Source organism: Pseudomonas sp., from assembly GCF_046581935.1.
Classification (GTDB): domain Bacteria; phylum Pseudomonadota; class Gammaproteobacteria; order Pseudomonadales; family Pseudomonadaceae; genus Aquipseudomonas.
In genome coordinates, this window is the sequence record NZ_JAYGFK010000021.1 from 41,634 (window position 1) to 54,306 (window position 12,673).

Here is a 12,673-nt window from a genome sequence, read left to right on the forward strand (position 1 = left end):
CATTAGTCCTTGAGGAAGGCTTTGAAGCGGAACAGTTCGGTCAGGCGGTAGCCACGGTAGCGACCCATCGCCAACATAAAGCCGACCATGATCATCAGCACTGCAGGGAAGGTGAAGATGAAGTAGTTCAGCTCCTTCACGCTCATCAGCAAATGCGCCAGGGTGGCGGCGAACAGCGTGCCTATGGCGACCTTAAAGGCATGGCCACCACCACGTTCTTCCCAGGTGATGGACAGGCGCTCGATGGTCATGGTCAGAATCACCATTGGGAACAGCGCTACCGATAGGCCGCGCTCAAGCCCAAGTTTGTGGCTGAACAGGCTGATTGCGGCGATTAGCACGACAACGAAGGTCAGTACCACTGACAGGCGCGGCAGCATTTGCAGTTTCAAGTGTTCAAGGTAGGAGCGCAGCGATAGGCCCAGCGCGGTGATGATGGTGAAGAACATGATGCCGTAACCCAGCTGCATTTCGCGGAAGGCTAGGGCGATCAGTACCGGGGTGAATGTGCCGAGTGTCTGTAGGCCGCCAAGGTTGCGCAGGATCAGGATCACCAATACGCCGATCGGGATCATGACCATGATCATAAAGGTCTGCTGGGTTTGCAGCGGCAGGCCGTACAGGCTGTATTCGAGGAACCCAGCGTCGGTATTTTCGTCAGTCAGCTTGGCCAGGCGGATGGCGTTCATTTCGCTGTTGTTCAGGCTGAAGTTGACCTGTGCCTGTTTACCGCCTTCCAAGTTGACTAGGTTGTCGTCGCCGACCCACCAAACGAGGCGATCAACTGGCAAACCCTGCTCACCGCTTTCCGGATTGAAATACAGCCATTTTTCACCGTTGAAGCTGCGTAGCCACAGCTCAGGGCTTTGTTGGGTCTCGGCTGTTAGGCGAATGGTGTGTACGCGCTCCATCGGCACGTGGGCGATAGACAGCAGCAGTTCGATGATTTTGGCTTTGTTCGCGGTATCTGCATCTCCGCCCAGCAGCAGTTTGACGTTGTCATCGTTGCTGTTGTTGACGCGTTTGATGGTTTCGCTGATGAAGGTTTCAACGTCTGCCGAGTGCTGGCGGATCGGTGCCAGCAGCGCTTCGGCGGCAATCTTCTCAGCACCCTCGACCGGGATGCTGTCACGGAAGATTGGGCCCTTGACCTTGCTTTGTTCACCGCTGTAACGCTTGGTTAGTACGAGGCGGTAATACAGCGTTTGTTTGCCGCTGGCGCGACGAGCCGACCAGGTCACTTTGCGGTTGCCGTCGGCGCGATTGATGCTCACGCCGTAGTTATTCGAGATAAAGCTCTCATTGAGGCTGACGTAATCCTGTGCCAGTGGCGGCACGAACATTTGCAGCTTTACCGGCTCGCGTGGGTTGGCCTGAAACTCGACTTTGGCATCGATGTTCCACAGGTCGTCAGTCTCATCTTCAGTCATCGGGATGCCGAGAATGAAGATTTGATAAGCCGTAATCAGAATGCCCAGGCTCACGAGGACTGTGATCAGGACTTTCAGATGAAGGGTAAGAGAGCGCATGGGAATTACTCGCCAGAATTTACGTCAGGGGCACAAGCAGGTTTGCCTGCTGCGTATTTAAGACTCGGGTCGACTAGGGCGGAAAAGCGTTTGAGTGCTTCGGAGCCTATCAACAACGGGTATTGGAATGCACTGCGGTCGGTCAAGTTCACTTCAATCGTGCGCAAAGCATGACCCATGCACACGTCCATTTCGATCACAGGCCGTGCGGTGTAGGTTTTTTCTTCTTCTGGATCATAGTCGCCTGCACGCCTTTTGATCTTGCTGATGCGTGCCAGGGGGCGTTCGATTGGATTGTTGTGCGCGTCATCAATGGCTAGATAGAAGCGCACCCACGTTTCGCCATCGCGCTTGAAGCGTTCAATGTCACGGGCGCTGAGCGAGGCGGTCTTGGCTCCGGTGTCGAGCTTGGCGGCCAGTTTCAGATCCAGGTTGAACAAACGGACGTATTCATTAAGCCCATAGACTGTCTTGTCCTCAGCGAGTGTCAGGCTGGGGGCAAGGAGCAGGCATAGCAAAAGAAGGGTGGGCTTTAGTGTCATAAGTCCTGGTGGCATGGCGTGAATAGAGGTAGGGAACGTTCATTGGCATGCGCGGTGTGTTGGCGTGCCAGTTTCTGGAGTCTAGCAGGCCGTCTGAAGTTCCATCAGAAACACAAAACGGCCGGCATTCTAACATGGGCTTTTTCAGTCCGGACAGGCGCTTATAGGCGTTTGTGCAAGTAAGGTCACGCCAGCCTGTGACTAAAGTAGCGATGAAATGTGTCAACACTTTTATCTGTTTGTTGACTGTTTTTCCTCAAGGGCGTAGCTTTTAACACAGTTAATTATCACAGTGTCGACAATATGTTAGATGCCATTGAGCCGGTTGAAACGTTTCAGGAGGATTCGGAAACCCTTTCCGAGCAGGTGTTTCGGCGCATTCAAGCCGCTATCGTCAAGGGGGAGATTGCTCCTGGTAGCAAGATTTCCGAGCCTGAGCTGGCGCGTACCTACGGCATCAGCCGTGGCCCCTTGCGCGAGGCGATCCACCGCCTGGAAGGGCAGAAGCTGCTGGTGCGGGTGCCGCATATCGGCGCGCGGGTGGTGTCGCTCAACCATGCCGAATTGATTGAGTTGTATGAGATTCGCGAGTCTCTGGAGGGTATGGCCTGTCGTCTAGCGGCTGAGCGTATGACTCAGGCTGAGATCGACGAGTTACGCCAGGTACTTGATCTGCATGAGCAGGATGCGGCGTTCAAAGCCGGCGTTGGCTACTACCAGCAGGAAGGTGATTTCGACTTCCACTATCGAATCATCCAAGGCAGTGGCAATAAAACCCTGACGCAAATGCTCTGCGGCGAGCTGTATCAGCTGGTGCGCATGTATCGCCTGCAGTTTTCCGCCACGCCCAATCGTCCGCGCCAGGCATTTGCCGAACATCACCGCATTCTTGATGCCATTGCTGACCGAGACGGTGAGCTGGCCGAGTTGTTGATGCGCCGTCACATCGGTGCCTCAAAGCGCAATATCGAGCGCCACTTCTCCATGAGCATGGGGCAGAGCGTACCAACCAAGACAGCCAGAACCCGAGGTGAGTCATGAGTCAGCTTTCTATTCCGCGTAGTCCCGGCCAGCGCTTTCGCGATGCTATCGCTGAAGAGCATCCGCTGCAGGTGATTGGTGCGATCAATGCCAACCATGCCTTGCTGGCTAAACGCGCGGGTTTCAAGGCTATCTATCTCTCTGGTGGCGGCGTGGCGGCTGGTTCTCTCGGCTTGCCGGATCTGGGTATCAACACCCTGGATGACGTGCTCACCGATGTGCGGCGCATTACTGATGTATGCGACTTGCCGCTGTTAGTGGATATCGACACGGGCTTTGGCCCTTCGGCCTTCAATATCGAACGCACCGTTAAGAGTCTGATCAAGGCCGGCGCTGCGGCTGCGCATATTGAGGATCAGGTCGGGGCCAAGCGTTGTGGTCATCGTCCGGGCAAAGAGATTGTCAGCACTGAGGAAATGGCTGACCGGGTCAAGGCCGCTGCTGATGCTAAGACTGATGCGAACTTCTTCCTGATCGCGCGCACCGATGCCATTCAGGCCGAGGGTGTGGATGCCGCTATCGAGCGCTGCTTGCGTTATGTCGAGGCAGGTGCTGACGGTATCTTCGCCGAGGCCGCCTACGATCTGCCGACTTACAAGCGTTTTGTTGATGCGTTGAATGTACCGGTGCTGGCCAATATCACCGAGTTCGGTGCCACGCCGCTATTCACCCGCGACGAGCTGGCTTCGGTCGGGGTCGCCATTCAGCTTTACCCGCTGTCGGCGTTCCGGGCTGCTAATAAGGCAGCAGAAAGTGTTTACACCGCCATTCGCCAGCAGGGCCATCAGAAAGACGTGATTGAGCTGATGCAGACGCGCACCGAACTTTACGACCGCATTGGCTACCACGCCTTTGAAGAAAAACTTGATGCGTTGTTTGCCGCCAAGAAGTGATAGACAAAACAAGAACAGGCATTGACCGGACTTGAGGAGATAACCATGAGTGCAACCCCGGAAACCACCCCAGGCTTCAAACCGAAGAAATCCGTAGCCCTCTCTGGCACCGCCGCTGGTAATACCGCGCTGTGCACGGTGGGGCGCAGTGGTAACGACCTGCATTACCGTGGCTATGACATCCTTGATGTCGCCACCACTTGCGAGTTTGAGGAAATTGCCCATCTGTTGGTGCACGGTAAGCTGCCTAATGGCGCTGAGCTGGCGGGTTACAAAGCCAAGTTGAAAGCGCTGCGCGGCTTGCCCGCTGCACTGAAGACCGCCCTGGAGCAATTGCCGCCGTCCGCCCATCCGATGGATGTGATGCGCACGGGCGTCTCGGTGCTGGGTTGCCTCTCGCCGGAGAAAGATGACCATAACCATCCTGGTGCGCGTGATATCGCCGACAAGCTGATGGCTTCGCTCGGTTCGATGCTGCTGTATTGGTATCACTTCAGCCACAACGGTAAACGTATCGACGTGGAAACCGATGACGACTCCATCGGCGGGCACTTTCTCCACTTGCTGCATGGCGAGACGCCGCGTGAGTCCTGGGTGCGTGCCATGCACACCTCGCTGATTCTTTACGCGGAGCATGAGTTCAACGCGTCAACCTTCACCTCGCGCGTGGTCGCCGGTACGGGCTCGGATGTGTTCAGTTGCATCGCCGGTGGTATCGGTGCGTTGCGCGGGCCTAAGCATGGCGGTGCCAACGAAGTGGCCTTCGAGATCCAGAAACGCTACGACAATCCGGATGAGGCTGAGGCTGACATCCGTGCCCGCGTCGAGAAGAAGGAAGTGGTTATCGGTTTTGGTCACCCGGTCTACACCGTGGCGGACCCACGCAACAACGTGATCAAAGAAGTGGCGCGCGAGCTGTCTACCGAGCAGGGCAATATGAAGATGTACGACATCGCCGAGCGTCTGGAATCGACCATGTGGGAAATCAAGAAGATGTTCCCCAACCTCGACTGGTTCAGTGCCGTCAGCTACCACATGATGGGCATTCCCACCGCCATGTTCACCCCGCTGTTCGTCATTGCCCGCACCTCTGGTTGGTCCAGTCACGTGATTGAGCAGCGTATCGACGGCAAGATTATTCGCCCGAGCGCCAACTATGTCGGCCCTGAAGACCTGACGTTTGTGCCGCTCAAGGAGCGTCCATAGCCATGACCATTACTCTCAACAGCCAGCACCGCAAGCCGTTGCCCGGCACCGCGCTGGACTACTTTGACACCCGCGAGGCGGTCGATGCTATTTGCCCTGGTGCCTACGCCAAGCTGCCCTATACCTCGCGCGTGCTGGCTGAGCAGTTGGTGCGTCGTTGTGATCCGTCAATCTTGACCGACTCGCTAAATCAACTGATTGAGCGCAAGCGTGACCTCGATTTCCCTTGGTACCCGGCCCGGGTGGTCTGCCATGACATTCTTGGTCAAACCGCGCTGGTTGACCTGGCTGGTTTGCGTGATGCCATCGCCGAGCAGGGGGGGGATCCGGCCAAGGTCAACCCGGTGGTGCCGACTCAGTTGATCGTCGATCACTCGCTGGCGGTGGAAGCGCCGGGCTTCGACCCGGATGCCTTCGATAAGAACCGCGCCATCGAGGACCGTCGCAACGAAGATCGTTTCCACTTTATCGAGTGGACCAAAACAGCCTTCAAAAACGTCGACGTGATCCCTGCCGGCAACGGCATCATGCACCAGATCAATCTGGAGAAAATGAGCCCGGTGATTCAATCCCGTAGCGGTATTGCCTTCCCGGATACCTGCGTCGGTACGGATAGCCACACCCCGCACGTTGATGCCCTGGGGGTAATCGCGGTGGGCGTCGGTGGTCTGGAAGCGGAAACCGTCATGCTTGGCCGCGCCTCGATGATGCGCCTGCCCGATATCGTCGGCGTTGAGCTGACCGGCAAGCGTCAGCCTGGTATTACGGCTACGGATATCGTCCTCGCCTTAACCGAATTTCTGCGTGCTGAGCGCGTAGTCGGTGCCTGGGTTGAGTTCTACGGCGAGGGTGCCAACAGCCTGACCATTGGCGACCGTGCAACCATTTCCAATATGTGCCCGGAATACGGTGCCACCGCCTCGATGTTCTACATCGACCAGCAAACCATCGACTACCTCAAACTCACCGGCCGCGAGCCGGAGCAAGTGGCGTTGGTTGAGCATTACGCCAAGACCACCGGCCTGTGGGCCGATGCACTGGTCACCGCCGAATACGAGCGGGTACTGAGCTTCGATCTGTCGTCTGTGGTACGCAACATGGCCGGCCCAAGTAACCCACATCGTCGCCTGCCAACCTCGGCGCTGCATGAACGTGGCATTTCTGACGAAGCCAAGCTTGCTTCCGGCAAGCTCGAAGAGGCCGAAGGCTTAATGCCTGATGGCGCGGTGATCATCGCGGCCATCACCAGTTGCACCAATACCTCCAACCCGCGCAACGTAGTGGCCGCTGGCTTGCTGGCGAAGAAGGCCAACGCGCTCGGCTTGCTGCGTAAGCCTTGGGTTAAAACCTCATTCGCGCCGGGCTCGAAAGTGGCCAAGCTGTATCTGGAGGACGCCGGTCTGCTGTCCGAGCTGGAGCAACTCGGTTTCGGCATTGTTGGCTACGCCTGCACCACCTGTAATGGCATGTCCGGCGCGCTGGATCCGGTGATTCAGCAGGAAATCATCGACCGCGATCTGTATGCCACCGCCGTACTGTCCGGAAATCGCAACTTTGACGGGCGCATCCACCCATACGCCAAGCAGGCTTTTCTGGCTTCGCCGCCGCTGGTGGTGGCTTACGCCATCGCCGGTACAGTGCGTTTCGATATTGAACAGGACGTACTCGGCCATGACCAGCAGGGCAACCCGGTTACTCTGAAAGACCTGTGGCCAAGCGATGAAGAGATCGACGCCATCGTTGCTGCCAGCGTCAAGCCAGAGCAGTTCCGTCAGGTTTACATCCCGATGTTTGATCTGGGGGCCGTACAGGAGGCCGAAAGCCCGCTGTATGACTGGCGTCCGATGAGCACCTATATCCGTCGCCCGCCGTACTGGGAAGGTGCGCTGGCTGGTGAACGTTCGCTCACCGGCATGCTGCCGCTGGCGGTGCTGCCGGATAACATCACCACGGATCACCTGTCGCCCTCTAACGCCATCCTGCTGAACTCGGCGGCGGGCGAGTACCTGCACAAAATGGGCTTGCCGGAAGAGGACTTCAATTCCTACGCCACCCACCGCGGTGACCACTTGACGGCGCAGCGTGCCACGTTCGCCAACCCACAGCTGGTCAACGAAATGGCCGTGGTTAATGGTCAGGTGCAGAAGGGCTCGCTGGCCCGTGTTGAGCCTGAAGGCCAGGTCATGCGTATGTGGGAAGCGATTGAAACCTACATGCAGCGCAAGCAGAACCTGATCATCATTGCTGGCGCTGACTATGGCCAGGGTAGCTCGCGTGACTGGGCCGCCAAGGGGCCACGCTTGGCCGGTGTTGAGGTGATTGCTGCCGAAGGCTTCGAGCGCATCCACCGCACCAACCTGATTGGTATGGGCGTGCTGCCACTGGAGTTCAAACCAGGCACCACGCGTTTGACCTTGGGCATCGATGGCACTGAGAGCTATGACGTGATCGGTGATCGCACACCGCGTGCCACCCTCACGCTGGTGATCAATCGTCGTAATGGCGAACGCGTCGAAGTACCGATGACCTGTCGCTTGGACAGTAACGAAGAAGTGCTGATTTACGAGGCGGGCGGTGTGCTGCAGCGTTTTGCTCAGGACTTCTTGGAAGCGACGAGCGCGGTTTAAGCGCAGCGTTGTGGGAGGGCTTTAGCCGCGAGCTTTTTAAAGCTAAAGGGCATCGCGGGTAAAGCCCCTCCCACATGTGCTGTTCCCAGATAATTTGGAGTAGGTCTCACCCATGTCCCACGCACCCCAGATCAAAATCCCCGCCACCTACATGCGTGGCGGTACCAGCAAAGGCGTGTTCTTCCGTCTACAGGACCTGCCGCCGAGTTGCCAGGTGCCGGGGGGGGCGCGCGACAAGCTGTTTATGCGGGTGATTGGCAGCCCTGATCCTTACGCCGCACAAATTGACGGTATGGGCGGCGCTACATCCTCGACCTCGAAATGCGTGATTTTGTCTAAAAGCAGCCAGGTGGATCACGATGTTGACTACCTGTACGGTCAGGTCTCCATTGACAAGGCTTTTGTCGACTGGAGCGGTAATTGCGGCAATCTTTCCACCGGTGCCGGCGCATTTGCGCTGCATGCCGGGTTGGTTGATCCGTCGCGCATTCCGCAAAACGGCGTGTGTGTCGTGCGTATCTGGCAGGCCAATATCCAGAAAACCATCATCGCCCATGTGCCGGTCAGCAATGGCCAGGTGCAGGAAACCGGCGATTTTGAGCTGGATGGAGTGACCTTTCCTGCGGCCGAGATCGTGCTGGAGTTCCTCGATCCGTCTGATGACGGCGAGGAGGGCGGCTCGATGTTTCCCACCGGTAATCTGGTCGATGATTTGCACGTGCCGGGTGTTGGCACTTTCCCGGCGACCATGATCACTGCGGGTATTCCGACAATTTTCGTTAATGCCGAAGACATTGGTTATAGCGGCAGTGAGCTGCGCGAGCAGATCAACGGTGACCCTGAACAGCTAGCGCGCTTCGAGAAGATCCGTGTCGCCGGTGCATTGCGTATGGGCTTGATCAACACGGCAGAAGAAGCAGCTACCCGTCAGCACACACCGAAGATCGCTTTTGTGGCAAAGCCCAAGGATTACCTGTCATCCAGTGGTAAGACGGTGCTGGCCGCTGATGTCGATCTACTGGTGCGAGCATTGTCCATGGGCAAGCTGCACCACGCGATGATGGGCACCTGCGCCGTAGCCATTGGCACTGCCGCGGCGATTCCGGGCACACTGGTTAACCTGGCGGCTGGCGGCAGTGCGCGTGAGGCGGTGCGCTTTGGCCATCCATCCGGCACTTTGCGGGTCGGTGCCCAGGCTGCTCTGGTTGACGGTCAGTGGACGGTCACCAAGGCAATCATGTCGCGTAGTGCGCGGATTCTGATGGAAGGTTGGGTGCGGGTGCCGGGGGATTCGTTTTAGGGGGAGAAAAGGCACGAGGACTCGTGCCTTTTCTTTCTATATCAAGTAGCTGGACGCTTTATTTGAAGCGCCGTTCAACGCCTTTTTCCACCAGAATCTTGGCGGAAATCTCTTCCACCGAAAAATGCGTGGAGTTGATGAAGTTGATGTTCTCGCGACGGAACAGGTTTTCCACTTCGCGCACTTCAAATTCACATTGGGCGTAACTGGCGTAGCGGCTGTTGGGTTTGCGTTCGTTGCGAATGGCAGTGAGGCGGTCCGGGTCGATGGTCAGGCCGAACAGCTTGTCCTTGTACTGCTTCAATGAGGGCGACAATTGCAGGCGCTCCATGTCGTCTTCAGTCAGCGGGTAGTTGGCGGCGCGTATGCCATATTGCATGGCCATATACAGGCAGGTCGGGGTTTTACCGCAGCGTGATACACCGACCAGGATCAAATCGGCTTTGTCGTAATAGTGAGTGCGCGCGCCGTCGTCGTTGTCCAGGGCGAAGTTGACCGCCTCGATACGCTCCATGTAGTTGGAGTTGTGGCCGATGGAGTGTGATTTGCCTACTGAGTAGGAGGAGTGCGACGTTAGTTCCTGTTCCAGTGGGGCGAGAAAGGTCGAGAAAATATCGATCATGAAACCTTCGGATTCAGCCAGGATATCGCGGATATCCTGGTTGACGATGGTGTCGAAAATGATCGGCCGAGAGCCGTCTCGCTCGGCGGCACTATTGATTTGTTGTACTATGGCGCGCGCTTTTTCCACACTGTCGACGTAAGGCCGTGTGAACTTGGCGAAGTCGATGGTTTCAAACTGTGCCAACAGGCTTTGGCCCAGGGTTTCGGCGGTGATACCCGTGCCGTCGGAGATGAAGAAAGCAGTTCGTTTCATTTGCACCGTGGGCCTTAAGCTGAGGACGAATCTTGGCTATCATAGGCCCGCCTTTGCAGGGGCCTACTGGGCCGCATTGTTACTTATTTTCCAGGGCCAGGCCACAATCGTGCGGGCATGCTTGCCGCAGAATTCCCCAGCCCCTTGAGCTTTTCCAACACCTTAGTGGAGAGATCACCTTGGTAGAGTACGTAGTTTCCCTCGACAAGCTCGGCAATCACGATGTTGAGCACGTAGGGGGCAAGAACGCCTCCCTTGGCGAGATGATCAGCAACCTGGCTGGCGCTGGTGTATCGGTGCCCGGTGGTTTCGCCACTACAGCTCAGGCCTATCGCGACTTTCTCGAACAGAGCGGACTGAACGCACAGATTCATGCGGCCCTCGACGCTCTCGATGTGGATGACGTCAATACCCTGGCCAAGACTGGTGCACAGATTCGCCAATGGGTGATGGATGCTCCGTTCCCTGCCGAGTTGGATAAGCAGATTCGCGTGGCTTTTGCCGAAATGGCTGGCGATAACGACAACATGGCGGTTGCCGTACGCTCCTCGGCTACCGCTGAAGACCTGCCGGACGCTTCGTTTGCTGGTCAGCAAGAAACCTTTCTGAATATTCGCGGCGTCGACAACGTGATCCGCGCTGCCAAAGAAGTGTTTGCCTCGCTGTTCAATGATCGCGCCATTGCTTACCGCGTGCATCAAGGCTTTGACCACAAACTGGTCGCCTTGTCCGCAGGCGTGCAGCGCATGGTCCGCTCGGAAACCGGCACTGCTGGGGTGATGTTCACTCTAGATACTGAGTCGGGTTTCCGTGACGTGGTGTTTATCACCGGCGCTTATGGCCTTGGTGAGACCGTCGTGCAGGGCGCGGTAAACCCTGATGAGTTCTATGTACACAAGCAGACGCTGGAGGCGGGTCGCCCGGCCATTCTGCGTCGCAATCTGGGCAGTAAAGCCATCAAAATGATCTATGGCGACGAAGCCAAGGCCGGTAAATCGGTCAAGGTGGTCGATGTGGATCGCGCTGAACGTGCGCGTTTTTGCCTGACTGACGCTGAAGTGAGCGAGCTGGCCAAGCAAGCCATGATCATTGAGAAGCACTATGGTCGTCCGATGGACATCGAATGGGCCAAAGATGGCGATGACGGCAAGCTGTACATCGTTCAAGCTCGCCCTGAAACCGTGAAAAGCCGCTCTAACATTAATGTTATGGAGCGTTATCTGCTCAAGGAAACCGGCACCGTGCTGGTTGAGGGTCGCGCTATCGGTCAGAAGATCGGTGCGGGTCGCGTCCGGGTGATTCACGACGTTTCGGAGATGGACAAGGTCCAGCCAGGCGACGTGTTGGTTTCCGACATGACTGACCCGGATTGGGAACCCGTGATGAAGCGCGCCAGCGCCATCGTCACCAACCGTGGTGGGCGCACCTGTCACGCAGCGATCATCGCGCGTGAGCTGGGCATCCCCGCTGTGGTTGGTTGTGGCAACGCCACCCAGGTATTGAAAGACGGCATGGGTGTGACCGTATCCTGCGCCGAGGGTGATACCGGCTTTATTTTCGACGGTGAGTTGGGCTTCGACATTCGCAAGAACTCGGTCGATGCCATGCCAGACCTGCCGTTCAAAATCATGATGAACGTTGGTAACCCGGATCGCGCCTTCGACTTCGCTCAATTGCCGAACGAAGGTGTTGGTCTGGCGCGTCTGGAGTTCATCATTAACCGTATGATCGGTGTGCACCCTAAAGCGCTGCTGAACTTTGCCGGCCTACCGCCAGAGATTAAGGACAGCGTCGAGAAGCGCATTGCCGGTTACGACGATCCGGTCAATTTCTATGTCGAGAAGCTAGTCGAGGGCATCAGCACTCTGGCGGCGGCATTCTGGCCGAAGAAGGTCATCGTGCGTCTGTCGGACTTCAAGTCCAACGAATACGCCAACCTGATCGGCGGCAAGCTCTACGAGCCGGAAGAAGAGAACCCGATGCTGGGTTTCCGTGGTGCTTCGCGTTATATCAGCGAATCGTTCCGTGATTGCTTCGAGCTGGAGTGCCGCGCGCTGAAAAAAGTGCGCAACGAGATGGGTCTGACCAACGTTGAGATCATGGTGCCGTTCGTGCGCACCCTCGGCGAAGCCAGTCAGGTTGTCGATCTGCTGGCTGCCAATGGTCTGGCCCGTGGTCAGGATGGCCTGAAGGTCATCATGATGTGCGAACTGCCGTCCAACGCGATTTTGGCTGAAGAGTTTCTCGAATTCTTTGATGGTTTTTCTATCGGCTCCAACGACCTGACTCAGCTTACCCTGGGCCTGGATCGTGACTCCGGCATCGTCGCGCACCTGTTCGATGAGCGTAATCCGGCGGTGAAAAAGCTGCTGAGCAACGCCATCCAGGCCTGTAACAAGGCCGGCAAGTACATCGGTATCTGCGGTCAGGGCCCGTCTGATCATCCAGACCTGGCGCGCTGGTTGATGGAGCAGGGCATCGAAAGCGTGTCGCTGAACCCTGATTCGGTTCTCGATACTTGGTTCTTCCTGGCCGAAGGTCAGCAGCCAACCTGATAGCCGCGCCACAAACAATTTAAGGGCGGGTTGATCCTGCCCTTTTTTGTGGCTTGCCATTTATGGTTAGCACCTTACAGGTCGTCGCTAAACGACGAAAAAA

The 12,673-nt window shown here is 57.0% G+C and carries 9 protein-coding genes; 6 read left to right on the forward strand and 3 right to left on the reverse strand.

Going from position 1 to position 12,673, the window contains the following annotated elements:
• Positions 1 to 2: 2 nt before the first annotated feature.
• Together VCA57_RS18800 and VCA57_RS18805 are read right to left on the reverse strand one after the other, a co-directional pair.
• Positions 3 to 1,529 carry an inactive transglutaminase family protein gene (locus tag VCA57_RS18800; protein WP_411186594.1) on the reverse strand — a complete coding sequence of 509 codons (1,527 nt, stop codon included), beginning with the start codon at positions 1,527 to 1,529 and terminating at the stop codon, positions 3 to 5.
• Between the two features lie 5 nt (positions 1,530 to 1,534).
• Positions 1,535 to 2,071, reverse strand: a complete 537-nt coding sequence (locus VCA57_RS18805) for an ATP-dependent zinc protease (RefSeq protein WP_411186595.1) — start codon at positions 2,069 to 2,071, stop codon at positions 1,535 to 1,537.
• A 303-nt stretch (positions 2,072 to 2,374) separates the two neighbouring features.
• Between VCA57_RS18805 and VCA57_RS18810 the strand changes: the two genes are divergently transcribed.
• The 5 genes from VCA57_RS18810 to prpF all read left to right on the forward strand — a co-directional run bounded on the left by VCA57_RS18810 (position 2,375) and on the right by prpF (position 9,138).
• Positions 2,375 to 3,112: a GntR family transcriptional regulator gene (locus VCA57_RS18810; RefSeq protein WP_411186596.1), complete on the forward strand. Its 738-nt coding sequence runs from the start codon at positions 2,375 to 2,377 to the stop codon at positions 3,110 to 3,112.
• Positions 3,109 to 4,005 (forward strand): methylisocitrate lyase, encoded by an 897-nt coding sequence (gene prpB / locus VCA57_RS18815; RefSeq protein ID WP_411186597.1) that lies wholly within the window; start codon positions 3,109 to 3,111, stop codon positions 4,003 to 4,005. The genes VCA57_RS18810 and prpB overlap by 4 nt, the downstream gene beginning before the upstream one ends.
• A 45-nt stretch (positions 4,006 to 4,050) precedes the next feature.
• Positions 4,051 to 5,211, forward strand: a complete 1,161-nt coding sequence (prpC, locus tag VCA57_RS18820) for a 2-methylcitrate synthase (RefSeq protein ID WP_411186598.1) — start codon at positions 4,051 to 4,053, stop codon at positions 5,209 to 5,211.
• Positions 5,212 to 5,213: 2 nt separating this feature from the next.
• On the forward strand, positions 5,214 to 7,838 hold the full coding sequence (gene acnD / locus VCA57_RS18825; RefSeq protein WP_411186599.1) for a Fe/S-dependent 2-methylisocitrate dehydratase AcnD: 2,625 nt from the start codon (positions 5,214 to 5,216) through the stop codon (positions 7,836 to 7,838).
• Positions 7,839 to 7,950: 112 nt separating this feature from the next.
• Positions 7,951 to 9,138: a 2-methylaconitate cis-trans isomerase PrpF gene (gene prpF, locus VCA57_RS18830; protein ID WP_411186600.1), complete on the forward strand. Its 1,188-nt coding sequence runs from the start codon at positions 7,951 to 7,953 to the stop codon at positions 9,136 to 9,138.
• Positions 9,139 to 9,196: 58 nt separating this feature from the next.
• Here the strand turns inward: prpF and VCA57_RS18835 are convergent, their stop codons facing one another.
• Positions 9,197 to 10,015 carry a pyruvate, water dikinase regulatory protein gene (locus VCA57_RS18835; protein WP_411186601.1) on the reverse strand — a complete coding sequence of 273 codons (819 nt, stop codon included), beginning with the start codon at positions 10,013 to 10,015 and terminating at the stop codon, positions 9,197 to 9,199.
• A gap of 179 nt (positions 10,016 to 10,194) precedes the next feature.
• On the opposite strand from VCA57_RS18835, the gene ppsA reads away from it, so the two are divergent.
• Complete coding sequence (ppsA, locus tag VCA57_RS18840; RefSeq protein WP_411186602.1) at positions 10,195 to 12,570, forward strand: phosphoenolpyruvate synthase; 2,376 nt, start codon at positions 10,195 to 10,197, stop codon at positions 12,568 to 12,570.
• Positions 12,571 to 12,673 lie beyond the last annotated feature (103 nt).